The organism is Hyphomicrobium sp., assembly GCF_019753045.1.
Lineage (GTDB): Bacteria > Pseudomonadota > Alphaproteobacteria > Rhizobiales > Hyphomicrobiaceae > Hyphomicrobium_B.
Map to the genome: position 1 here is coordinate 265,078 of NZ_JAIELN010000006.1, position 24,035 is coordinate 289,112.

The following is a 24,035-nucleotide window of genomic DNA, read 5'->3' on the forward strand; positions in this document are numbered from 1 at the left end:
CGGTCCACATCCCTCACGCAATGCTTGGCGCACGATTTGTGAAGACAATGTAAAGAAAAGGCACCCGGCGATGAGGCCGGGCCACCTAAAGCTCCGCCAGGGGTCCAAATCCTTGCGGAAACGCCGCGCCCTTCGCTAGCGAATTCGAACGGCGAATGCTTTCGCTAGCTTTGTCGCGGCGATGTACGCCGAGGCGCTGAACGGCCATTGCGACACGACTTTTCCGGTGCGGCCTTGGAAATAGCTGGTCGTCGATACCCAAACCGTCTTCGCGAGCTTTGCCTGCAGCCACGCATTGAACCGCCGATACGCGTCAGGCACTACGCTGATCGTCGATTTCTTCATTCGCAACATCTTCGAGATGAGCGAAGCCGCGAAGTTCGCCTGCGCTTCATAGAACGAAACAAGGGGAACGCTGTTGGTGTTCGGACCGTACATCATGAAGAAATTCGGAAAGCCCGGAACCATCAGACCCAGCAGCGCCTGCGGCTCTCCCTTCCAAGTTTCATGCAGATCGATCCCGTTTTCGCCCTTGACCGAAAATCCTCCGAGATAATTGGCGGCATCGAACCCCGTCGCATAGACGATCATATCGAGTTCGTGTTCCACGCCGCTCGCATCGATAGCGCCGGTGGCGGTTAGTCCCTTAACCGCTTGCGGGATGAGTTCGACCTTGGGGTTTTTAAGATCCTGATAGTAGGTATCGCTGATGACGGTCCGGCGCGCTTCGTGGTGAAACGAAGGTGTCGCAAGTTTCAGAAGATCGGGACGATCTCCAAGGGAGTCTTGAAGGAACTTCCGCGATAGTACGTCGCGACGGCGGTTCGACCGGCCCTCCTTGCGCGCGTGACTGGAGCCATAAGAACGCCGGTCGTAACCCGTGTACAACCTGAAGCGCCTCCACCAGTAAACCGGGGCGAACTGATTCCAGAACCGCTCTCGCGGCGTGAAATCGCGAGCATCCTTTGGCAGCAGCCAATTGGGTTCGATCTGAAAGATCTTGACGGATTTCGCGACGCGGGCCGCCTCACCGATGACTTGGACGGCTGACGATCCCGTTCCCAGAATGCCGACACGCTTGCCTGCCATGTCGAGGCCGGCGGGCCAGCGCGAGGTATGGCACTGCGGACCTTTGAAGGGCGTCTCTCCGCGCGCGAACGGCGGGAGCAAGGGGATATTGAGAAAACCTACCGCGCTGATTACCGAGCAAAAGGGGCCGTGCTCGGCGCCGGACGCCGTGATGATCGTGTACTGCTTTTTCTGATCGGACCAGACGACGGAGGATACTCTCTCATTGAAGCGCGCGTGCTCGGCCAACTTCCACTTTCGCGCGACGCGGTTGAGATAGTCCAACAGCTCTTGCTGGCTGGCGTAATTGCGCGTCCAGTCGTAGCGCTCGAATGAATACGAATAGATGTGAGATTCAAGATCGACTTCCGCGCCGGGGTATCGGTTGTTGTACCAGGTGCCCCCGAAGTTCGCTTCCTGCTCGAAGATCGTGAAATTTTCCACGCCCCTTTTCTTGAGGGCGATCGCTGCGGCGATGCCGCTGAAGCCGGAGCCGATAATCGCCACAGATGCAGCCCCACGTCGCGTGGCCGGCGTCTCAGAATTCACGGACGAACCTCATGCTACCTCAATGTGCAGTATGGTCTATTAATTAGACCTTTTGGCTGATGTCAAGGCGATAGACGGTGGAATTGATTGTTGGACGTTATCGCCGCGAGGCTTCTATCCTGCACTCACGGACCCGGTGGAATGGTTGGCCACGGTTCCGCGAGCGCTTTCTTCAGAAGCGCCGTGAAGTCCTCGACAAGAAGGTCCATCATCTCGTGGCCGTATTGGACAGTCGCTTCGCTGGGCTTTCCGACGGCTCCAGTGGGAGTCGTGCGCGGAGGCGGATATTGGAAGACGCATCCCGGAGTGACGTCCGGCACGTCAAAGGCTTTCTCCATTCGCACCATGTCGGGAGCGGCATGCAGAAGAAGCGAGGTCTCGCCGCGATTGGCGTGAAAGTCCTCCGCGTCCATGGAGTAGAGTTGGCCGCAGCGCTGCGAAATGTCCCAAAGCCCAAGCTGCCGGAAGCGGACATCAGGCTGTTCGTAGCGGAGCCGCAAAATCGCGCTGCCGAGCGGTGGGCCGTTCGTCGCGTGCCCCGAAAGATAAACGATCCGGCGGATGCCGGAACGTATTGCCCAAGTCGATATGTCGTAGACCAGTCCCGTGAGCGTCACGGGGTCCAACGAAAGTGTACCCGGCCACTGATGCGTATGACCGTGCGAGCACCCATAGGCAATGGATGGAAGGACGAGAACGCCCGCTGCATCCGCGGCGCGTTCGGCGATCATCTCCGCGGAAATCGTATCCGTTCCGGTCGCCAAATGCGCGGCATGTTGCTCAGTTGCGCCTATGGGTAAGACCGCAAGATCCATCCCTCGTGCAACGAGGTCTCCGATTTCCGGGCTCGTGAGCCTATCCCAGCGTGGCATTGGCGGTGCTCCTGCGATTAAGCTGCTGTCACACCGCCGTCGACCATCATGACGTGACCCGTAATGTAGGACGCGTCATCGGAGCTGAGAAACAGCACGGGTCCGGCAATCTCGTCTGCTCGACCAGGACGCGCCATCGGCGTTTGCTCTATGCACCAGGCAAGTGCGTCCTGATCATTGTCGGCGTGAGCGATGAAGCGCATAGATGGGCTCATCGGCAGCACCGCGATAAATCCCGGAGCGATCGCATTCACGCGAATTCCGCGCGGCGCCAACTCGATCGCGAGATACTTGGTCAATGCGTCGAGTGCGGCTTTGGAAGACCCGTACATGGCGCCACCGCGCATGCGGCCGATGCTGCCGGTCACACTCGAAATATTGATGATCGACGCGCCCTCGGAAAGATGCGGGCTCGCGGCACGGCATACGCGAGCGGCGCCCGCAATATTAACATCCCACACCGTGTTCAACGCATCGTCGGTGATGTCTTCGACGAGGCCGTGGCGCAGCAAGCCCGCGCAGTTGACGACGACCTTGAGGCGACCCAGTGATGCGCAATAGGCGATGCACGCATCGATGTCCTTCGAGCTGCGGACATCCATACGATAAAGAAAAACGCCTTTGGGCTGATCAGCGGCTTGCCGGCTTGAGTCGTCCGGCGAGACATTCATGTCCGCGGCGACGACGATGTAACCCGCGTCGATGAACCTTTTGTTGATTTCACGGCCTATGCCTCCGGTTCCCCCGGTAACCAGCGCGACATTCTTCCGGTCCGTCATTGTTCTTCCTTTTTAAGCCTATTGAGTGAAAAGTGAGATCTCGTCACACCAAACGAGCACCGGCATTTGCCGGATACTCAGATGCGCTCGAAGTAGCGGATGAGCTCCCAATCGGTAACGGTTTCTTGTTCGAAGGCGTCGAGCTCGTTCTCTGCGAAGTTCTTGAGATGATCGTGAACGTCACTTCCGAGGTCGGAGCGAACCAAATCGCTCGCTGCGAAAAGCGATACGGCTTCCCGCATCGTTGCCGGAACGCGCGGAAGCGTCGGATCTTCGTAAGCATTGTCCGCATACAAGTCGGGTGTCGGCCGTGCCCGTTCGATGCCGCTTAGGCCGCTTGCGATGAGGCCAGCGAGGGCAAGGTAGGGATTGGCGTCGGCGCCAGGGATGCGCGATTCCACCCGGAAGCTTTTGTCATGTCCGACAAGGCGGAAGCCGCACGTTCGATTGTCATTCCCGACGCAGAGCTGGACGGGCGCGAACGAAGTCTTCCGAAAGCGCTTGTAGGAGTTGATCGTCGGAGCGGCTAGGTATGCATATTCACGGCCGTGGTCGATCATGCCGGCAATGAACGAACCAAACTGTCGAGACATATGCGTGGCGGAGCCGCCGTCATAGCTTGTAGGTTGGCCGGTCGCCTTGTCCCATAGGCTGATGTGAACGTGACAGGACGAACCGATTTCGTCGATGAAAGGTTTGGCCATGAAGGTTGCTGAAAGCCCGCGCAGGCTCAACAACTCCTTGACCCAGCATTTGTAGAGCACATGCCGGTCTGCCATCTCGAGAGCATCGGTGTAGCGAAGTGCGATTTCCTGTTGGCCTAGACCCCATTCAGTTTTCGCGTTTTCCACCTCGATTCCCGCGGCGTTCATAGCATCGCGGATTTCGCCGATGATTTCCTCGTCTCGCGTCGACTGCAGGATGTGATAGTCGGCCCGATAGCGCGAGGTCGGAACAAGATCTCTGTAGCGCTTGTGCCACGCCGCGTCGTACGTGTCGCGAAACATGAAGAATTCGAGTTCAGTCGCGCACTTGAAGGTGATGCCCCTTGTTTCTGCGCGTGCGATCTGCCGCTTGAGAATGCTTCTCGGTGCGACGGGCACCAGCTCGCCCGTCGTTTCGTCAATCGCGTCGCAGAGAACGAAGGCAGTTCCGGGCGTCCAGGGAAGAAGCCGGATCGTCGAGAGATCGGGCTTCATCACGAAATCCTGGAAGCCCTTGTCCCATCCGGTCAGCGCGTAACCGGGGCGGGGATCCATATCCATGTCGGTGCAGAATAGGTAGACGGACGCATGCAAGCCTTCGGCACCGGAAAGGCATTGCATAAAACTTTTCGCGGTCACGCGCTTGCCGACGATCCGGCCCCAGAGATCGGCCAACCCGCAGACGACAGTCTTTACTGACCCGTCTTCAATTCGTCTCTGCAGTTCGGCGAGTGTCACAGCGGTCATTCGAATTCCCCGTTGGCCGGACGATTTTGGGATCGCTTATTCAGAAAGATCTGGTGGCGTCAGATATGCGCCGGTCATGCCCCCATCGACCGCGAACGCCTGCCCGGTAATGTAGGAAGAATCGTCGGACGCCAGAAAAGCTACCGTCGCCGCCGTTTCATCTGGGCGTCCCATGCGCCCCATTGGAATATGCAAACGGCGAAGCTGATAGGCTGCATCGTTCTCCACAAGCTGCGAAGACATCTCGGTTGCAGTGAGTCCGGGACAGACGGTGTTCACGCGAATCTTCCGGCGGGCCAGTGTCACCGCTAGTTCCCGGCTGAACGAGAGGACGCCACCCTTGCTCGCCGTATATGCGATTTGTGCCGGACAAGATCCGAGCATCGCGACGATTGAGCTAATGTTGACAATCGAGCCGCCGCCGCTCTTCTCCATCTCGGCGATGGCGTATTTCGAGCAGAGAAATACGCTCTTCAGATTGACAGCAAGCGTCAGGTCCCAGGCTTCCTCGGTCGTACCTTCGGCATCGCTATCGTCCGGGTGCACGATGCCGGCGTTGTTGACGAGGACGTCGAGGCCGCCGAGGGCGCTCACGCTTTGATAGATCAGCCCGCGCACGGAACTCGCCGACGAAACGTCAACTTCGATCGCAATGGCCGTTCTGTTCTGAGTGCCGAGCTTCGCCGATAGCCGTTCGGCCTCCGCGATATTTTTATCGGCGATAATGACGGAAGCGCCTTCATCCAGGAGACGCTTGACTATGGCCGCGCCAATTCCCCGGGCGCCGCCCGTCACGATTGCGCGTTTTCCATTGAGTTTCATTTGCTGCCCCTTGCTCACAGTTTTGCGAGCAGTCCGCCGTCGACCGGCAGATCGATCCCCGTGATAAATCTCGCCTTCTCGGAGAGAAGGAATAGCGTCGCCGCCGACACGTCTGCTGGCAGGCCGATGATGCCGAGAGGCGTCCGCGCTTCCATCGCGGCAATCCGGCGAGGATCGACGTAGATGTCCGCCGTCATCGGCGTAGAAATCGATCCGGGACACACTGTGTTGGATCTGATCTTTTCGCGGGCATACTGCATAGCGATTGAGCGCGAAAAGGAGATCAACCCGGCCTTCGAAATTTGGTAGGCATCAGCAGGACCGCCATCGATGATGTTCTCCATGTTTCTGAGACCCACGACACTCGCTATATGAACGAATGCGCCGCCGCCCGCCTTGCGCAGCAACGGAAGACTCGCCCGAACGACGCGAATTGCTCCCGTCAGGTTAACGTCGATGGTCGCTGCGAAGACGGCGTCGTCTGCTTTCTCCACCGACCCATCACGCTCGAAGAAGCAGAGACCGGCCGCGTTGACGACGAGATCGAGCTTGTTGTGAGCCTTGTCGATTGCATCGAAAATGGCCTGCACTTGCGCGCCGTCACGCAAATCGCCCTGCACAAAATGGGCACGCGGATGCCCTTGCAGCGCTTCGGGTGCCGCTTTGAGATCGAAGGCAAAGACGTAAGCGCCTTGCTCGAGAAGATCGGACGCAATTGCGAGGCCGATGCCGCCGCCCGCTCCGGATACGAACGCGACCCTACCGTCGAATTCTCGACTCATTGCGGAGACCTTGTCATTCTGAATGTCGATACACGCACGAGGTTCGAGCGGCGTTGCACCGCGCAAAAAGTATTGGAGATCGGCGCCGCGACGGCGAGGAAGATTTCGTTCGCTGTTGCGCAATCGAGTTGCGAGCGAAGCGCGTTTCGTGAAGGCATCAAGACAATTCCTGTTGACTTGGATCAGACTATGGACTGAAATGTAGACCAAAGGCAAGACGAGTTATTTAAACGGTCGAGCTGGGGGCTAGGAATGCATCTCGTCGAGCAAACGCCACAGCAAACGCGCGGACTTATCGTAAGTGGCGTGCGCAAGAGCTTCGGCGGGCTCAAGGTTCTTCGCGGTGTCGATCTTGCCTGCGAGCCAGGCGAAATCGTCGGATTGATCGGGCCGAACGGAGCGGGAAAATCCACGCTCATAAATGCCATCACGTCGCTGATGCCCGTCGACGAAGGGCACGTCGCGATTGCCGGACAGATTGTGAGCAACACCACTCCGCAGCACTGCATGGCCGCGGGCTTGGCGCGCACATTTCAAAACATCAAGCTCTTCACGCGGCTCACCGTGCGCCAGAACATCGAGGTCGCGCTGACGAGCGGACGGCGGGATCGCCCCAAGCAAACCGAGGCGATTTCCGTCGATGATCTGCTTAGTTGGTTCAACCTCGATAAGATCGCCGACTGGAAAGCGGCAGCGTTGTCTTACGGCAATCAGCGCCGACTCGAGATTGCGAGGGCGCTCGCGCTAGGTCCGGCGCTGCTTATGCTTGATGAGCCCGCCGCCGGTATGAACGCCGCCGAGACCACAGTCCTCGGTTCGGCAATTAAAGGGATCCGCGACCGCTTCGGATGCGGCGTCATCGTGATCGATCACGATCTCCGGTTCATCATGACCCTCTGCCAACGCATCTACGTGCTCGACGCCGGGGAGATCGTTGCTGCCGGAACGCCCGCGGAAATCCGGAAGCACCCCCGGGTCATTGAAGTTTACATCGGCCACGATCGTTCAACTCAGTAATCTGGAACCTGAAGGAGCGTCACTGTGAAGATAAAGCCTTTGTTGCTCAACTCGATGATTGCCGTTGCCTTATCCGGCCTTCCCGCGAGCGCCGACGATCAGCTAGTCATCGGATATGCGGCTGCCGTCACTGGTTCCTTGGCGCCCTACGACAGCCCGGCTGGCGTCACATGCCGTGTGGAACAAATCAATGAAGCGGGCGGCATTCTCGGGAAGCCGGTCAAGCTCATTATTCGCGACACCAAGAGCGACGCCGTTACGGCAAGTAACGTCGGACAGGAATTGCTCGACCAGGGTGCGAACGTGATCCTCGGACCGCCGACCGATGACGGCTTGATTCCGATTGCGCAGCTGGCATTGCCGAAGGGCATTCCGGTGCTCTCTGTGGGTGCAACTCAGCCTGCCTTCCCGGTCGCGTCGCCGGAAAACGGCTACCTTGTTCCCTTCGGCGACAACGCTTCGGCAGCCGGTGCTGCGGAAGTGGCCTATAAGGCCGGGCATCGCAAAGCCATTTTGATGATCGCGAACGATGTCGGCGCCTACTCGGCGATTACACCGGAATATTTTGCGAAGGCGTTCGAAAAGCTCGGCGGCAAAATCGTCGGTCGCGTCAACTATCACCACGGTCTGGCCGACTACAACACGCAGGTCGCCGAGATTCGTAACAATGCAGAAAAGCCGGATATGATCTTCGCGGCCATCCTCGTGCCGGATGCCGGTGTCCTCGTTCGCACGATCAACGCGGCGGGCCTCGATATTCCGGTCTACGGCACCGACGGATTCGACGATCCTTCGTTTGTCGAGGTTGCGGGCGCCGGAGCAGGTTTGGCGACGTTCGTCACGCACGGCTATCCGTCGGAAGGAAGCCCGCTGAAGGCCTTCTACGACGATTGTACGAAGCGCGGGCATAAACCTCAGAACATCTTCTTCGGGCTCGGCGGAGAAGCCGTCGAGGTCGTAAAGGCCGCCGTCGAAAGCGCCAACTCTTTCGACCCGCCCGCAATCAATGCAGCGATCAAGAACATCGAAAATCTGAAGGGCATCACGACCATGTCGATCACCTACAAAGATCGCGGCGGCGTGCCTCTCAAAGAAATGACGGTAATGCATGCCAAGGACGGAAAAGTTCTTCCCGTCGAGACCGTGCGCCCGAGCTGGGTTGCGGCTCCTTGATGCTCAGCCTAAGCAACGTTCACGTGAGTTACGGGCCGATCAAAGCCGTCCGTGACGTATCGATTGAAGTCAAGGAAGGCGAGATCGTCGCCCTCCTTGGCCCAAACGGCGCGGGCAAGACCAGCCTCATCTCGTCAGTGGTTGGGCTCGCCCCGATCGCCTCCGGCCGCATCGCATTCAATGGTCACGAGATCTCGAAAGAGCCGACGGAAAAAATCGTGGCGCGAGGCTTGACGCTCACGCCCGAAGGCCGAAGGGTCTTCGCGGATCTGACGGTCGGAGAGAACCTCCGGCTGGGCGCAGCATGCCGTCGCGATAAAGCTGGCATCGCCGAGGATCTTGAGAAATACCTGGAGCTCTTCCCGATTTTACGAAAGCGCTACGCATCGCGCGCGCGCATGCTGTCCGGCGGCGAGCAGCAGATGTTGGCGATCGCGCGATCGCTGATGTCTAGGCCGAAAATGCTGATGCTCGATGAGCCCTCTCTTGGTCTCGCGCCACGCATCGTCGATCAGATCTTTGAGCTTTTGAGCAGCCTCCGCGGTCAAGGCCTGACGATGCTCATCGTGGAGCAGAATGCAAACGAAGCGTTATCTCTCGCCAACAGCGCCTACGTCGTTGCGAGTGGCGCGCTTGTGTTTTCGGGAACGGCGTCAGACCTCAAATCATCTGGGGAAGTGATGGAAATGTATCTCGGTCTCGAGGGGCAAGAATGATGTCCGACTACGCGTTGCAGCAGGCCTTCAATGCCCTGAGCGTAGGCGGGGAATACGCGTTGCTCGCGTTGGGTCTCGCTATCGTTTTCAGCGTCATGCACCTCGTGAATTTCGCCCACGGCGACATGATCACGGTTGGCGGTTACGCAATGTTTCTCCTCATTCTGTTCGGCGTGCGCGACCCTTTTCTCGTGTTGCCGTTCGGCGTTCTGATTACGGTTCTCGCCGCTCTGTTGATTGAGCGGGTCGCGTTCAAGCCCGTTCGCGGCGCCTCGCCGACAACGGGAATGCTTACGGCCTTCGGCGTAAGCATCATTATTCAGAACGTGGCGCTCATATTCGGAGGCAGCAGACCGAAGGCGGTTCAGACCGCCGACTGGCTCGCATCGTCCCTCTCGATCGGTTCAGTTCAAATACCTGTTGTGCAGGTTCTCGAAACGGTTGTGACTCTGGCCGCCATCATCGGCTTGGTTGCGCTCATGCGTTACACGACCGTCGGGCTTGCGATGCGGGCAGCGGCCAAGGATGTGCCGGTGGTCCGTCTGATGGGCGTAAAGGCAGATCGGGTCATCTTGTCGGCGTTCGCCATCTCGGGTTTTCTTGCGGGCCTCGCGGGGATTTTCATTCTTGCGAGACGCGGCGCCGTGGATCCCTTCATGGGATTTGCGCCTGTCCTCAAAGCCTTCGTCGCCGCGGTGTTGGGAGGATTTGGGAGTCTTCCCGGCGCGGTCGTCGGCGGCTTCGCCCTCGGCATCGCCGAAGTCGGGCTTCAGGTTCTGCTTCCGCCTGAGATTGCAGGATTCAGAGACGCGTTCGTCTTTCTTCTTATCGGAATTGTCTTGGTGTTCCGCCCTCAGGGCATCCTCGGCGAACGCCCGGATTTTGGAGAAAAGTCTTGAGCAACTTTCTTCAATCGGTCCGTGGTGCACTCATCCTGGGTGTCGTGGTCGGTATCATCGGTGTTCTCGCGATTCTCTTCGCCGAGCCGTTCTATCAACGCATCGTCTTCATCTTCATGGTCAATCTCATCGCGGTGATCGGCCTGCAGGTGTTCATGGGCAATGCTGACATCACCAATTACGGTCATATCAGCTTCATGGGGATCGCCGCCTATGCGGTGGCGATCCTCGCAACGCCCGTGGCCATCAAGAAGACCGCATTGGCGACTGCGCCGTTCGGTCTTGGTACGATTGAACTCGGACTGCCGGCCGCCATTCTGATCGCATTGGCGGTGACAGTTCTTATTGCATTTCTCGTCGGTACAATGCTGGTGCGCCAGTCCGGTACGCCTGCTTCGATTGCCACGCTGGCCCTCCTCGTCATCGTCCATGTCGTGATCATGAACTGGGTCGATCTGACGAGGGGGCCACGGGCGATCTATGGCATTCCCGTAAAGGCGACGCTGGGTCTTGCAACAATATGCGCGATCCTCGCAATCGTTGCGGCGCGGTTGTTCCGGGACTCGTCATGGGGCCTTCAACTGCGCGCCGCGAGCGAGAATATTGCTGCGGCCAGTGCCATGGGTGTCCGGATCAAGCGCTTGCGATTGGTAGCCTGGGTCGTGAGCGCTGCGATCTGCGGCGTCGCAGGAATTCTCTTCGCCTTGTTCGTTGGGACGATCAGTCCCAAGAGCTTCTATTTCGATCTGACGTTTCTGACGCTCGCGATGCTGGTCGTCGGCGGAGCCTATAGCGTCAGTGGCGCTGTGCTCGGTTCCATCGTGGTGACGTTCGGTTTCGAGATCATGCGGTATCTTGAAAACGGTCCGCAAATCGCGGGGCTCAAATTGCCGACGATGTTCGGCCTTACGGGCATATTTCTCGGAGCTATCATCGTTCTCTGTATGATCCTGCGTCCGCGCGGTCTGGTCGGAGACGATGAGATCGATGAGATTTGGCGGCGCCGGGCGAAAAGTCGAGAGCGTTCAGAAATTTCAGCCAAAGCCAGCGGAGCAACGCAATGAGCGTCACGGAGCGGGAAGCGCCATCGCCGCTGGTGATGCATGAGGCCATCGGTTACGAAATTCGCCGCGGCAATTATCTCGAGCACGCGGCATCGACCTACACCCTGGCGGCGGCCGCGATCGTCGATGGGCGATTCAAAGACGCGATAGAGCTCGGCCGCTATACGGTTCGCGAAGCGGTCGAAGCGCATGAGCTTTATCGCGACTGGATCGTCGAGATTAAGGGGTATCTCCGCGAACGTGGCGTATCCGAAGATGTGGTTGCCACGGAAGAGCGGCGTATTCGCGATCTTCTCAAGTTCGACGACGGCGTTGAATTCGACGCGGAAGCGGGTTGGGCGAGCTACAACTCAACGATCGAAGCGTTCGCCGCTGCCTGCAGTGCCGGACGCGCGAAGGACGCCACTTCGCTTCTCGATATCGCGCGCGAGATCTGGCGCGATACGCACGATCGGAAATGCGATTGGGTCTACGGTCTCATCGATGTCGCCGCGCGTCAGCTGGGCGAGAACTGTATCGGTGAGCTCTGGGACGTGCTGATGGCGCCAATGTACGCCTATTACGTCCGCTATGACGTTGACAATAATCCTTGGCCGAGATCCTTCGATCTGCTCATGCACTACGCGCTCGAAGGCTTGCGCGGCCACTTGAGCGGCCCGGCTCGCCTTGGCGAGATCGAGGTATTCGAGGAAGAGGACCGTTGGGGCATGCGGTTCGATCCGTGCGGCTCAGGCGGTAGGACATACCGAGACGATCCCAAGGCCGGTTTGACGCCGCGCATGGAGGCACCCTTCAACTTCGGTGTGACGACGGAAGAGCATGACTGGGCCTGGAACAAGAAAGGCGTCTGTCACTACTGTGTGCACTGCTGCGCGCTGAACGAGAGGATGCCGATGCGAAAATTCGGCTATCCAACGCGCGTCGTCGATCCACCGACTTGGCCGGATGCCAAGAACGGCGGAAAATGCACGTGGTACGTCTACAAGGACCCGAAACAAATACCCGCTGAAATCTACGAGCGGGTCGGTATGAAGAAGCCGGCCGCCATCGGAAGTTCAGCGCAAAAATAGCGGATCACCTCAATCCGCAGAAGGCTACGAGGGGAGAGAATGGCGACAGCAACAACGGAGCGGCTCGCATTAGGTCAGCTTGCCGAGTCCGGCATCGAATTCGTGCAGATGGAAACCGTCGATCTCGACGGCGCGCTGAGAGGAAAGTTTCTCCCGGTATCCAAAGTCAAGCCCGATGCCCAAGGCGCGTTTTGCACCATCCTGTTTCAGCTGACATCGGTCGACGACGTCTGGGTGACACGTCATAGCTCCTTCGATAATGGCTTTCCGGACATGCGAGCGATGCCGGACCCGCAGACGGCGGTGCGGTGGAACTGGCAGCCCGATACGGCGGCCGTTATTTTCGATATGTTCGGCCTAGACGGCGAACCCTATCCGCTGGCGCCGCGATCGATCCTCAGGCAAGTCGCCTCGCGCTTTGCCGAAACTGGCTACGAACCGCGATTTGGCATCGAGTTCGAAGCCTTCGTGATGCGTGCTGACGAAGAACTGATGACGCAAGGGCGCCATCACGAAATGAAGCCACTCGGCGGAATGCACAACGCTTACAGGCTCAACGATGTCGCTGAAGCGCGTGACCTCGGGAAGACCTTTATCCAGCGCATGAAGGGCTTCGGAATAGACGTCGAAGCTTTCCACACCGAGCTTGGATATGGCGCTATCGAATTCGCCCTTGCTCCCGTTGGCGCCCTCGCTGCGGCCGACAATGCGACGCGCGCAAAATCGTACTTTCGCCAGCTCTGCGCCGAACGAGGGCTAGTCGCGACCTTCATGGCAAAATGGAAGGTCGGCGAGTCGGGTGCCGGCGGCCATGTCCATCAAAGCATTTGGCGTGACGGACAGAACGCCTTCTACGATCCCACGCGCAGCACGCTTTCAAATGCGGCTCTCCACTACGGTGCAGGCCTGATCAAGTCCATGCCGGACTTCGCCGTTCTCTTCAGGCCCAATGTCAATTCATATAGAAGGTTCGATCATCGCGCCTGGTCGCCTGAGAACGCCTCCTGGGGCTACGACAATCGCAGCGCCGCGCTGCGCGCGATCCGCCAGCCCGGTCAGAATGCTTATAGGTATGAGCATCGCGTTCCGGGCGCCGACACCAACATCTATCTCAGCCTCGCCGCGATGTTGGCGGGCGGTCATCTCGGGCTGACGAACAAGCTAACGCCGCCTGTTGCTGCAGAGGGCAATGCGGCGTTGGATGCGAACTGCGCCCGCTTGCCGTCGACTCTGCCGGCCGCAACCGAGCTTTTCCGCAATTCGGAGATTGCGAAAGATTACCTGGGAGCCGCATTCGTAGAGCACTACGCGGCTTCGCGCGACGTCGAACATCAGCACTGGGGGGCATGGTTGGCCGAGCAGGTCACGTCCTACGAACTCAAGCGCTACTTCAAGACGATCTGACGAACGCCGGCGGCGCACATCGACACCGGCCAAGAGAAGCAAAAAAGCAAAGCGAGACCTATTCCGTGAGCGAACTTCATCCGACACTCAAGAACATCCTTCAACAGCCGGAAAATCCGAACGCAACGCCGGTTGAAATCCAGGATCCTGATGAAGCGCGGCGCGAGTGGAAGTCGGATATGGCCGCCGTCGACGCCCCGGCGCCGGAAATGGCCGAGGTAAGGGACTTCGTCATTCCAGGTCCGGCCGGCCCGATCCCGGCACGAAGCTATATTCCCTCAGGTTTGCCGGACACCGGCCGCCCGCTGCTCGTCTATTACCACGGTGGTGGCTACATCCGCGGCGATATCGATACGCACGACTCGGTTTGCCGCGTCCTGGCGCGCGATGCAGGCTGCATGGTCGTCTCACCCGCTTACCGGCTTGCGCCGGAGCATCGCTTTCCGGCGGCCGCCGAAGACGCGTTCGCGGTCGTCGACTATTTGAGCAGGAAAGCAAAGGATTTCGGTGTCGATCAGAGTCGGATCGCCGTCGGTGGCGATAGCGCCGGCGGCAATCTCGCCATCGCTGCCAGCATACAGGCGAGGGACAAAGGCGCTCCCAAAATCCGCTTCCAGCTTTTGATCTATCCCGTAACCGACCTGACGAGCGCCAACGAGTCCAAGCGGCTCTTCTCGAAGGGCTTTCTTCTCAACAGCATGCCTTTCTATATCGCGAGTTATCTCGGCCCCAATGGGGACGGTCGAAATCCGCTTGCCTCGCCGCTGCTGAGCGATGATCTGTCTCGGCTGCCTCCGGCATATGTCATCACGGCGGGCTTCGATCCCTTGCGGGATGAAGGTCAGGACTTCGCGCGGAAACTCGCGGCGCACGGCGTTGCCGTCGAGCACAAATGCTATGAAGACATGATTCACGGATTCGTATCGCTTCGCGGACTTCTGACTGAAGCCGATGAGGCGCTCGGCGACTGTGCACGCCGTTTGGCGAAATCCTTATTACCGTGAGGAAAAAGCAACCGGCCGACCCTGCCTGTGGATTGGCCACCAAATGCTAAAATTCGCCGCGCCCGCAATCGCGATTCCATCATTTATTAGACCATTGGACCAATGGATGCTACATAACCCGTCATCTGCACATTCAACTGGCAATAGAAAATTCGGTGGAAGCAGTGAAGCAGCCCGATGCAAGCAAGTCTGGCGACCCAGCCATAGGCTCGATTAGAGCTGCTGCCACCTATGAGCTCGTGGTCGAGCAACTCCGCAAGGCGATCTTCCTCGGACGATTCATGCCGGGCGACAAACTCCCGCCGGAGCGGGATCTGGCACTGCAGATGCTTGTTTCGCGAACTACGATCAGGGAGGCAATCCGGGTTCTCGAAGGAGAAGGGCTGCTGGTTGTCAAAAGAGGCGCAGCTGGCGGACTTGTCGTTCTCGGTCAAAATCGCCTGAAGCCCGCGGAAATCGAAGTCTACATGGAGACCCAACGCGGGCTTCTCGATAGTCTCTTCGAATATCGCCTCGCAAACGAATGCGCCGCGGCATCGCTCGCTGCCAAGCGGCGAGAAAAGAAGCATCTGAAGTTGCTGCGAAAGGCTCTCGTCGAAATGGATACGCTCTGTGCCAGCAAGGAGGCACGAGCGAACACTGCGAATATCTCGAGATTTTTTGCGTGCGATTCCGAATTCCATCTGGCGATCGCACAGGCAGCGCAGAACCATTACCTTCTCGAGGCAGTCGAGAAATCGCGCGCGGCCATGTTCTTGCCCGTCGGCAAGGTCTTCAATCGCCTGGAAGACAGAGCCAACGATCACCACCAGGGTATTTATCAGGCAATCGAAGATCAGAATGCAGATCTTGCCGCGCAGCGGATGAAGATGCACATCGAGGCGACCCGCGCGAGCTTGTACGATCTCATGCCGAAAGCGATCAAGGCGAAGCGCTCATAATGCGAGATTGCTCCGGCCACCTGTCACGCTGCCACGCTCAACCAAGCTCAAACGTCACCTCACGCACCTAACGAGGATTTATCGTGAGCGTAAAACGCCGGGAACTGAATATTCTTGCCGTCATGCCTGGAGGAATGAAGGGGATCGAGGAAACCGGATGCATCGGTGAGGTCGTTGAAGACCGGGGTGCCAAGCTGCACTGGGTTTACAAGACCCGAGATGATTTGCTTCCGAAATCGCACGACGCATTCGACGGGCTCATCGTTTTTGGCGGCGAAATAGGTGCGCATGAAGAAGAGTATGCTGATTACTTTCGCGAGCTGACCGGGCTCGTCCGGTCATTTCATGAAGCCGGAAAACCGGTCCTGGGCTCCTGCCTCGGATCGCAAACGATCGCGCAGGCATTTGGCGGCCAAGCCAGACCGCAAGGCTTCTTCGAATTCGGCTTCACCGACCTCGACTTGGAGCCGGCGGCGGAAAACGATCCGCTGCTCGCGGGCACACCGGCCACCATTTCGCTTTTTGAAATGCATTACGACACCATGACCCTGCCGAAGGAGGCGGTTCGTCTGATGCGTGGCCGCAAAGTCGAAAACCAGACATTCCGCATCGGACAAAAGACATACGCGTTTCAATGTCACTTCGAGGCGACGAAAGAAATCGTCGAACTCTGGGTCGCGCGAGGCCTTCGGGGCGGCGGATCGCGCTTCACCGATGCCGAGCTTGACGAGATGATGGCTGAGGTCACTTCTCAGTTCGATAAATTCGGGGCCAGTCAGCGCGCTTTTGGCGAGAGCGTCGTCAACCGCTGGATGGATCTTTTCGAAGATCGCGCGTGATGCCGGCTTCGAACTTCACGTCCAGGGTGTATGCAGTGCTATCACCTGGATTAGGAAGCGACTGCTTCATCCATTGATAATCTAGAGAACCCGCGTGCCGATCCAAATTTCTTTTGAACCAAGTCTCACAGCTGAAGAATTCCGGGACGTCCTCGTGGTCTCGACCCTTGCCGAAAGGCGTCCGGCAGACGACTTGGCACGGTTGAGAACAATGCTGTGCAACTCTAACGTGATCGTCACCGCGAGGGATAGCGGGAAGCTCGTAGGCGTGTCCCGCGCGATAACCGACTTTGCGTATTGCTGCTATCTATCGGATCTCGCCGTTGACGTGGCGTATCAGAAGCAGGGGATCGGGAAGCGTTTGATAGAGGAAACACATAAAGCGGCGGGCGATGGTACGACGCTTATCCTGCTCGCAGCTCCGGCAGCGGAAACCTATTATCCTCGAATTGGCATGAAGCATATGCCGAACTGCTGGGCTATTCCCCGCAAGATGTAAGAGGTCCCAGGTGACTTCTGGCCACGTGTCGCCGCCAAATGGCCATCGGTAACTCGCGGCCGAAGTGATCAGCGGCTCATGAGGTGTCTGTTCTCTTCTGCTTTTTTGGTGATCTTACAATTCCGTATTTGTTGTGCCACGGTTGGATCATCCTCCGTACTTAGCGTGTAGCCAAAAATGGGGCGACATGCAGTGCACATTTCTTATTTGACAACGTTCCTGGCTATCCTTGCCAAAGTCGCTGCGGCTGCCATTGCAGGGTTCATCACTCTTTTTGGCCTTATCCCATGGCTCATCGGGAAAATTTTGAGGTGGTGAGCCGTACCTTCCTCAGAGCGCCTCACTTTTGTGTCTTCTCGAAGCTCGAATAGGCATCTCATTTGGACGGGCCCATTTCATGAGGGTCTTCGGGATCATTTGTTTGCTCGCAGCAGCTTTGCTCAGCTGTGTTGCTGGAATTTATACCGCCACGAATGAGGCAATTGGTATGGCTCTAGCGTTGGCCGCATGTTTTGCGCTTCTCGTCGGCGTGAAGGCGCTCGCTGATAGGCGCTAGGTACGAGCCCTGCACGCCTTATCACCTTCAAGATCTTTGGGTGCTCAGAAACCCTTCCGGGCCGATGCCAACGCATTGCTTATTGCTATCGATAATACGGTAGCCTTGAGCGCCGAATTTAGTCGCCATCTTAGGCAGATGAGTATCGGCCTGATCCATGGCCTCTTCAGGCGTCGATCCAAGTGCCAGCTCCGTATAAATCGTTGGTGGCTGACCGGCCGGCGTCGAAAGATATTCGATGAGGTACATCGTCTCTCTCCCCTGTTTTTTCAAACATACCATAGAGATCGACGCAGGCATGCGCACAAATTTTTGAGTAGCGGATCGCAGGTCTTTCGCCACGACCACACATTCTCCATGAATGCGAAGTAGCGGGTGTTCATGTGAAGCGGATCAAAACTGTCTGCACAGGGGCATTCGAGGGACATCATCATGGGACGCATTCTTCATGGCGTGGTTGCGGCTGGCGTCTTCCTGACTATTGCCGCACCTGCACAGGCCGGTGGTGGCGATTTCGCTGCCGGCGTTTTCGGCGGGCTTGCTGCCGGAGCCATCATCGGGTCCGCGGGACGGCCCTACTATTATCCCCCGCCGCCGCCCGGCTACTATTACGAAGGCCCGCGTTACGGCGGACCTTATTGCCACTGGGAACGCGGTCGCCGCTATTGGGACGATTACGAGGGCGTCTGGCGGTATCAGCGCGTCAGGGTCTGTGACTAGCCCGTCGTGTTTTAGTTCTGAAGAGGAGAAGGTCGTCAGACATGACGGCCTTGGATTCGCGACGTTGGCATTCAACGACATGGCGCGCGTGGCAAGCAGAAGAACCGGATGTCAAGCGGCCCAGGCATCCGTTATTTGGAAAGCAGGCGCTGCTTTTGCGATCGCCTCAGCATGCGGTGCGGCAGACGACACATAACCCGACGGGCGCGCCTGAAGAGTTATGACGCGCTGACCGGGCGGCAGATCATTGAGCGGAATTTCAAAGTGCATAGTTTGATGCTTTCCGGCACGGGAGCGCAAACGGCCTCGCAGGCGATGAATGACCCTCTCGCCCGACACGACCTCGATGAACACTCTCCTCGATTGGCGGCTCGTCGGAAAACGCAGCGATACTCCACATACCGATATATCCGGGTGCGAATTAATTTCGATGCGGTGATCTACCGACGCTGCTGTATGAACCTGCGCCAGCGGTATGCGCCTCCACCGGCGCGGGTACCAAACGCCGAGATTGTCGCGTGCGACTCCGATCAAATAGTCGGATTTGAACGGCCGATGATAGATGGCACGCGGCAGGAGTGGCGTTGATAGTACGTTCGCAATTTTTTGCAGCAATTTGCGGTTCCGTCCGTTAGGGCGGATGCTTGCATAATGCTTCAACCAGACGCCAGGCGCGACCGGCGTCTCGGCCAGTCTGCGCATCACTTCCTGAGGCACATCGAGGCCAAGCTCGTGCAGATAGTTGAGACCTGCGAGTGCCAACGGAACTAGGGCCTGGCGCTCGACACGTTCGATCGTGCGATCCCAATCGACACCGCCCGCGTTGATACGCTGACCGATGTCGATCGCCCAGTCTCCATCGCGGCCAACCACGCCATGTGCGAGACTGATCACGATGTTGTCCGCAGAAGAGGGTACGCAAACGTCGGTGCCGCCGAACGAGATTACTTTCGCATCACGCCATAGCGCGCTTTCGAGTTCTTGGTCGCGACGACAGAAGTGAAACGCCTGAGTGTGCAAATCGACTTCGCCGTAAACACCCCGACGGTAATTTGAGGACGCGCGCACCGGCGCGAGTTGCCGTAGCAGGAGCGCAGAATCGCCGTTCGTTGCCTCCCAACCTGCTGCTGTTAGCACGCTGGCGGCGCGCGGCCCATCCTCTTGTCGAACGAGCAAATCGACATCGCCCATCAAACGACGAACCGTTGGTCCGAATCCTTCTGCGTATCCAGCGGCGCCCTTGATGAGCATGCATTCAATCCCGGCCTTGCGCAGGGCTTTGATGGCTGGCAGCGCTTCACTCAGCATGAACTGGGTTTGGGTCCAATGGGATTTCGCGAGTCCCTCGATGCGAGGCCGGTAAATTGAGTTCGGATCGAGAATCCGCAGGCGGCCTGAAAGAGGCGCTAGAATACGCATCTCGGGCCAACTCGCATCGTTGAGTTCGCGGCTCGCCAGCCAGCGGTGCCAAGCCGCACGGGCTGCGTCCGGCGGAGCGAGGCAAGCTTGAAGCAGAAGATCTATCTCTGGGGCCGGTCGCGCCCCTTTCAATATAGGGCCCCTCATGTCGATCTCGCCCTCCTCCGCCCGAGCGAGGCACGGACAACGTCGAGATAACCGCGATCTGCGATCGTGTCATAGCCGTAACTCAAGCTCCTCGGGAGAATTCGACGGAGCCCCAACACTTCCGGCAGCGTTTCGAAAATCAATCCGAGTTCGCGACCTCTTTGCAACCAATCGATCATCTCACCACGGCCACGCGCACCCCCTGGATCGTTGACGGGCCCTATCGCCGCAGCGGCGGACGTGCGCAACATCATTGCGGAGCGCGACAGGCCATCGGAAACCGCACCGCTCGATCGATCATCGCTGCCGTGCTGGAAACGCCGAACGCGACAGAACAGGCCATCGACGTGTGGTCCGCGCGCAAATCGTTCCAATTGCCGTTCGGCTTTGTCAGGCAGCCAAATGTCATCGGCGTCCAAACCGGCCACGAACGGCGCCGATACGTTTTTCAACCCTGTAGTAGTCGCTGCAGCCGCACCCGCATTGGTTTGCCGGATAACGCGAACCGTGCCGCCGTATCTCGCGGCAATATCGGCCGTATTATCTGTCGAGCCGTCGTCAACCACGAGGATGTCGCTGGCGGCAACCGTCTGTGCAAGCACCGACCGGATTGCTTCATCCAAAGTGCGCGCAGCATTATATGCGGGGATGACCACTGCATAAGCGTTATCCGACATGCAATTGGTTCCCAGCCACAGACATCGATGCCACCAGCGGATGCGTTATCGGTCCGACTCGTCCCGCAGCGCGGCGACGCTTCAATGATGCCTGGAACACCTTGACCAGTTCGAGCCGCAGCGCCGCGACATTCCCCGAAGTGTTCCCGCCGTGCCGCCGGTGCAACGTCGCAATTTCACGTTCGACCGCGATCTCATGATCTGTCTCAAGCAGGCGCAGGATCAGGTCAAAATCGTCTGCCATAGTGAATTTGGTGTCGAATCCAAGTGACCGGACAGCACTGGTCCGGAACAGGCCGGCCGACAGCTGTATGCCGAGGATGCGCGCTGTATTCGTCCCCGGCAAAGGCATCCGGTCAGGACCGAGGGTCTGGAACATGAGCGTTTCGCCCATGACGGCCGATACACCGGGCGTTCGCTGCATCAGCGCCGCTTGACGCGCGAGACGGCCTGGCATGCAAAGATCGTCTTGATCAAGAAATGTAAGAAGTTCGTGCCGAACTTCTGCCAGCCCGGCATTGCGTGATCCGGCGATGCCGCGTTTCTCCCCGGCGAAAACGCGGATACGCGGATCGTGCGCCGCAAGATCGTGCAGGCGCGCAAGAGTTCCGTCCGTGGAGGCATCATCGATTACGACAATATCGAGTTCGACACCGGCCTCGGCCGTAAGTGACCCTATGGATTGCTCGATGAATTCAGGGCCGTTGTACGTCGTCATGATAACCGAGATCTGAGGAGGAGCTTGAACCGTCATTAGATCCCTGTCTTTAAGCGCTCACGCGCATGATCCGTTGGCGGTCTATTGAACAAAATCTCTGCCTCTTGGTGCTGCACGAAGAACAAGTTAAGCGGCTTACGCCGTCCAATGGCCCTTCGCCGGGTAATCGATTTGTTGAGAACCTCGAGAGTAGAAACGCGGATGGCGCGACCGTTGCGTGTCATGTTGCCGTCGTGCCGACGGTAGAGAGAGGCGATCTCGGCCTCGACGAGCATGGGCTCATCGTGCTCAGCCAGCCGAAAGAAAAAGTCCAGGTCTTCTGAGAAGGCGAGTTCTTCGTCGAACAAACCGAATTGACTGAACACTTCTTTTCGAAATAGCGCGCTGTGCAACGTAGGCAGCAACATGCTTGCGCTCCGCGAACCTGGCGATGGGCGCTGTGCATCATCGAGTTGCTCGAAAAGTAGAGTGTGCCCGACGACATACGCCACATCAGGATTGGCGAGAAGTTTTCCGAGCTGGCGCGCAATACGCCCGCGCGGGCAGACGTCATCGCAATCGAGAAAAGTTACAAACTCGCCTTGCGCCGCCTGGACGCCGATATTGCGTGCTGCGGCGACGCCTCGATGTTGCCCGCTAATGATGCGCAGGCGTCGATCCCGGCGACTGATTTCTGAGACGATATCCAGCGAACGATCCGTCGATCCGTCATCGACAATGACGATGTCGAGCTGAAAGCCGGGCTCTTCTTCAAGCGAAGCCAGCGCTTCCCCGAGGTGCCGCTCACCGTTGAAGACCGGTATGATGACGCTGACTATGCGAGCGGTCATGACACACCGCTATCCAGAAACTGACGAACGGCGCTGCCGATCTCAAATGGGTCCGAGGAAAGGTTCATGCGCCAGGTCGGAACTCGCCGCGTCAGTGCCGTGGCAAAAACGAAGCCGGATTTCTGCGCGCCCGGTAGCTGCTGCCACATGGATGCGGCTGCGTGATGGAATAAATCCTGAGGTCGAAGAGGCTCGAACCTCGTCTGATCTGCATGAGCGATCCGGGGAAGCACGAGCGCTACAACGTCAGCACTCTCGGCCATGCATCCTTTAAAATATAATTCGGGATCGATTTCGACTTTGCCCTGCCAATTCAGCTCTAAGGGCTTCTCTAACTCGCGTTGCCCAAGGACACGTTTGATGCCGGTCGGGTCCTGTTTCAGCAACTGATGGACTCGATGGACACGAGGCAGAGGATCGGCGGTGACCACTACATAGTCATCGCCCACGGTCTGAAGTCCCGAGGCGATGCCCGCGAGTGTCGTACCCGACTTGCCGCTGCCGCCCGCACCGACGAACAGCATAGCCCGGTGCCCTGAGATGAGAGAGCTGGCGTGCATCATGCGCATTCCGCGCTGCGCGGTTGCCCAGTGGATAAGCAGACGGAAAGGCGAGCCAGCATCCCACGGTGGCAGGTGAGCCAGCGAGGTGATCCACTGCACGCCGACGCCAGTACGCGGATTGAAAAGCGTGCATGGTTCGGTTGGATTGTTGTGCGCGTCTGGCCGGCCGACGATGCCGATGAGGCCCGCCTCTCCGGCAAGCCGCTCGAAATCCGGTCCGAGGGATTGGTAAAAAGCAAAGTTTCCCGGATCTGGGCTACCGACGGACGATGGCTCGCCCATGTGGAAGTGCAGATCATCGGTTCCCGTATTCGTTTTGATCGCACCACCGAGCCGACGCGCATAGAGATCGGCCATGGCGGCCGATGGCACATGGAGGCGGATAGACATACCTGCTACGCGGACACGGACTTGATGCGCGCGTTTAGCGTGTCGCGCGGTGAACAAGTCAAGCGCGTCTAAAAGCTGTTGTGCGCTTGGCCGGTTTTCATCAGATTGCGCGGCACCGGACAGGGCGCTCGCATTCATGCGCCGACGCCATCGTCGTTGCGTACGACGGGCCAGCCGAGGTGCTCCTCGGTATCATGCACCGGGTCTGCCAGGATCAGGTCCTTCATGTCCTCATAGGACTCGACCGAGAAGGCAATTTCCCCTGCCTCTGCGCGCGCCACCGTCTCGCTCGCCTCGAGCGCGACCGGGCTCGCACTGCATGGGCGCAGCAGGCCGGCATTCAAGAGATTGGCAATGATGAGATGACTCTCATCGGCAAGATTTGAATCTATCTGAGCCAAGCGCTCAGCGATCGCTGCTGGGTTGTGTCCTGCCGTAACGTCTCGCCACAGTGCGGCTGCAAGATCGCGCAGACTCCAGTAGACACCGCTCGACAAATTCAGTGCCACGATCTCGCCGTCAAAATCATTGGCGACGCAGTCGGGAGTTGAGACCTCTAAGATGCTAATATCAGCGGTAGTCATTACCATTTGGAATCTTCCCCAAATTCCAACAGACCAGTCGAAGCTGCTAAATAACCCGACGGGCAAATCCATCTGGCGCTGTTTTGCGCGAAAGGCGACGTGGTTGTATCAAATTGTTCACAATATTCACAACACGTCTGATTTCGCCGCGTAGCGTTGCGGTTCTGCTACTCTTGCCTTTCGTTGCGGATAGGCCGGCGTGGCGGCATGGCTGAGAAGTATCCGGCCATTATTCGGGTGCATCGATCGCCTACGGCGCTTCCTCAAGTTTGTTAGATCAAAATCGAGGCTGCAACGTTGAGTGGTCGACTAGTTCGATTCCTCGTAGTCCTTTCAAAGCATCAACCCGAATCAGCGATGACCGCTCGGCATTCAAGTCCGTTTTCCCCCGCGACTGGTCTGCTTCGGCCCAGAATCGGACATAAGCGACTTTAGGCCGCTTTGGGCATCGCAAAGGGGCCGTCTCGATACGTGCTCAAGGC

The 24,035-nt window shown here is 58.2% G+C and carries 25 protein-coding genes; 12 read left to right on the plus strand and 13 right to left on the minus strand.

Features of this window, described 5'->3' with window-relative positions:
* Positions 1-135: 135 nt before the first annotated feature.
* The 6 genes from K2Q04_RS08015 to K2Q04_RS08040 all read right to left on the minus strand — a co-directional run bounded on the left by K2Q04_RS08015 (position 136) and on the right by K2Q04_RS08040 (position 6,323).
* Positions 136-1,575, minus strand: a complete 1,440-nt coding sequence (locus tag K2Q04_RS08015; protein ID WP_291161651.1) for an NAD(P)/FAD-dependent oxidoreductase — start codon at positions 1,573-1,575, stop codon at positions 136-138.
* 167 nt (positions 1,576-1,742) lie between these two features.
* Complete coding sequence (locus K2Q04_RS08020) at positions 1,743-2,489, minus strand: creatininase family protein (RefSeq protein WP_291161653.1); 747 nt, start codon at positions 2,487-2,489, stop codon at positions 1,743-1,745.
* A gap of 17 nt (positions 2,490-2,506) precedes the next feature.
* Entirely contained in the window at positions 2,507-3,268 is a 762-nt protein-coding gene (locus tag K2Q04_RS08025) for an SDR family oxidoreductase (protein WP_291161655.1), read from the minus strand.
* Positions 3,269-3,345: 77 nt separating this feature from the next.
* Positions 3,346-4,719 carry a glutamine synthetase family protein gene (locus K2Q04_RS08030; RefSeq protein WP_291161658.1) on the minus strand — a complete coding sequence of 458 codons (1,374 nt, stop codon included), beginning with the start codon at positions 4,717-4,719 and terminating at the stop codon, positions 3,346-3,348.
* A 36-nt stretch (positions 4,720-4,755) separates the two neighbouring features.
* Positions 4,756-5,541, minus strand: a complete 786-nt coding sequence (locus tag K2Q04_RS08035) for an SDR family NAD(P)-dependent oxidoreductase (protein ID WP_291161661.1) — start codon at positions 5,539-5,541, stop codon at positions 4,756-4,758.
* A gap of 14 nt (positions 5,542-5,555) precedes the next feature.
* Positions 5,556-6,323, minus strand: coding sequence for an SDR family oxidoreductase (locus K2Q04_RS08040; protein ID WP_291161664.1), 768 nt, complete (start codon positions 6,321-6,323; stop codon positions 5,556-5,558).
* A 252-nt stretch (positions 6,324-6,575) separates the two neighbouring features.
* Between K2Q04_RS08040 and K2Q04_RS08045 the strand changes: the two genes are divergently transcribed.
* From K2Q04_RS08045 to K2Q04_RS08095, 11 genes are all read left to right on the plus strand, one after another.
* On the plus strand, positions 6,576-7,340 hold the full coding sequence (locus K2Q04_RS08045; protein ID WP_291161666.1) for an ABC transporter ATP-binding protein: 765 nt from the start codon (positions 6,576-6,578) through the stop codon (positions 7,338-7,340).
* Between the two features lie 24 nt (positions 7,341-7,364).
* Positions 7,365-8,513, plus strand: a complete 1,149-nt coding sequence (locus K2Q04_RS08050; RefSeq protein WP_291161669.1) for an ABC transporter substrate-binding protein — start codon at positions 7,365-7,367, stop codon at positions 8,511-8,513.
* The gene (locus K2Q04_RS08055) at positions 8,513-9,229 is read left to right on the plus strand and encodes an ABC transporter ATP-binding protein (protein ID WP_291161671.1); all 717 of its coding nucleotides are present in this window, start codon (positions 8,513-8,515) and stop codon (positions 9,227-9,229) included. The genes K2Q04_RS08050 and K2Q04_RS08055 overlap by 1 nt, the downstream gene beginning before the upstream one ends.
* Complete coding sequence (locus K2Q04_RS08060; protein ID WP_291161674.1) at positions 9,226-10,128, plus strand: branched-chain amino acid ABC transporter permease; 903 nt, start codon at positions 9,226-9,228, stop codon at positions 10,126-10,128. The genes K2Q04_RS08055 and K2Q04_RS08060 overlap by 4 nt, the downstream gene beginning before the upstream one ends.
* Positions 10,125-11,192, plus strand: a complete 1,068-nt coding sequence (locus K2Q04_RS08065) for a branched-chain amino acid ABC transporter permease (RefSeq protein WP_291161677.1) — start codon at positions 10,125-10,127, stop codon at positions 11,190-11,192. Before K2Q04_RS08060 ends, K2Q04_RS08065 begins: the two co-directional genes overlap by 4 nt.
* Entirely contained in the window at positions 11,189-12,262 is a 1,074-nt protein-coding gene (locus tag K2Q04_RS08070; protein WP_291161680.1) for a hypothetical protein, read from the plus strand. Before K2Q04_RS08065 ends, K2Q04_RS08070 begins: the two co-directional genes overlap by 4 nt.
* A 39-nt stretch (positions 12,263-12,301) precedes the next feature.
* Positions 12,302-13,666 (plus strand): glutamine synthetase family protein, encoded by a 1,365-nt coding sequence (locus K2Q04_RS08075; RefSeq protein ID WP_291161683.1) that lies wholly within the window; start codon positions 12,302-12,304, stop codon positions 13,664-13,666.
* Between the two features lie 65 nt (positions 13,667-13,731).
* Positions 13,732-14,670 (plus strand): alpha/beta hydrolase, encoded by a 939-nt coding sequence (locus tag K2Q04_RS08080; RefSeq protein WP_291161685.1) that lies wholly within the window; start codon positions 13,732-13,734, stop codon positions 14,668-14,670.
* A gap of 155 nt (positions 14,671-14,825) precedes the next feature.
* Positions 14,826-15,611 carry a GntR family transcriptional regulator gene (locus K2Q04_RS08085; protein ID WP_291161687.1) on the plus strand — a complete coding sequence of 262 codons (786 nt, stop codon included), beginning with the start codon at positions 14,826-14,828 and terminating at the stop codon, positions 15,609-15,611.
* An 83-nt stretch (positions 15,612-15,694) separates the two neighbouring features.
* Complete coding sequence (locus K2Q04_RS08090) at positions 15,695-16,450, plus strand: type 1 glutamine amidotransferase (RefSeq protein WP_291161690.1); 756 nt, start codon at positions 15,695-15,697, stop codon at positions 16,448-16,450.
* Between the two features lie 94 nt (positions 16,451-16,544).
* Entirely contained in the window at positions 16,545-16,949 is a 405-nt protein-coding gene (locus K2Q04_RS08095) for a GNAT family N-acetyltransferase (RefSeq protein ID WP_366935743.1), read from the plus strand.
* Positions 16,950-17,532: 583 nt separating this feature from the next.
* Here K2Q04_RS08095 and K2Q04_RS08100 read toward each other — a convergent pair.
* Complete coding sequence (locus K2Q04_RS08100; protein WP_291161692.1) at positions 17,533-17,847, minus strand: hypothetical protein; 315 nt, start codon at positions 17,845-17,847, stop codon at positions 17,533-17,535.
* A 90-nt stretch (positions 17,848-17,937) separates the two neighbouring features.
* Here K2Q04_RS08100 and K2Q04_RS08105 point away from each other — a divergent pair, with 90 nt between their 5' ends.
* The gene (locus K2Q04_RS08105; RefSeq protein WP_291161695.1) at positions 17,938-18,225 is read left to right on the plus strand and encodes a hypothetical protein; all 288 of its coding nucleotides are present in this window, start codon (positions 17,938-17,940) and stop codon (positions 18,223-18,225) included.
* A 111-nt stretch (positions 18,226-18,336) separates the two neighbouring features.
* Here the strand turns inward: K2Q04_RS08105 and K2Q04_RS08110 are convergent, their stop codons facing one another.
* The 6 genes from K2Q04_RS08110 to K2Q04_RS08135 all read right to left on the minus strand — a co-directional run bounded on the left by K2Q04_RS08110 (position 18,337) and on the right by K2Q04_RS08135 (position 23,559).
* Complete coding sequence (locus K2Q04_RS08110) at positions 18,337-19,791, minus strand: nucleotidyltransferase family protein (protein ID WP_291161698.1); 1,455 nt, start codon at positions 19,789-19,791, stop codon at positions 18,337-18,339.
* On the minus strand, positions 19,788-20,468 hold the full coding sequence (locus K2Q04_RS08115; protein ID WP_291161701.1) for a glycosyltransferase family A protein: 681 nt from the start codon (positions 20,466-20,468) through the stop codon (positions 19,788-19,790). The genes K2Q04_RS08110 and K2Q04_RS08115 overlap by 4 nt, the downstream gene beginning before the upstream one ends.
* Positions 20,458-21,222 carry a glycosyltransferase family 2 protein gene (locus K2Q04_RS08120; RefSeq protein ID WP_291161704.1) on the minus strand — a complete coding sequence of 255 codons (765 nt, stop codon included), beginning with the start codon at positions 21,220-21,222 and terminating at the stop codon, positions 20,458-20,460. The genes K2Q04_RS08115 and K2Q04_RS08120 overlap by 11 nt, the downstream gene beginning before the upstream one ends.
* Positions 21,222-22,016 carry a glycosyltransferase gene (locus K2Q04_RS08125; protein ID WP_291161707.1) on the minus strand — a complete coding sequence of 265 codons (795 nt, stop codon included), beginning with the start codon at positions 22,014-22,016 and terminating at the stop codon, positions 21,222-21,224. The genes K2Q04_RS08120 and K2Q04_RS08125 overlap by 1 nt, the downstream gene beginning before the upstream one ends.
* The gene (locus K2Q04_RS08130) at positions 22,013-22,969 is read right to left on the minus strand and encodes a hypothetical protein (RefSeq protein WP_291161711.1); all 957 of its coding nucleotides are present in this window, start codon (positions 22,967-22,969) and stop codon (positions 22,013-22,015) included. The genes K2Q04_RS08125 and K2Q04_RS08130 overlap by 4 nt, the downstream gene beginning before the upstream one ends.
* 134 nt (positions 22,970-23,103) lie before the next feature.
* Positions 23,104-23,559: a hypothetical protein gene (locus K2Q04_RS08135; protein ID WP_291161713.1), complete on the minus strand. Its 456-nt coding sequence runs from the start codon at positions 23,557-23,559 to the stop codon at positions 23,104-23,106.
* Between the last annotated feature and the right edge of the window lie 476 nt (positions 23,560-24,035).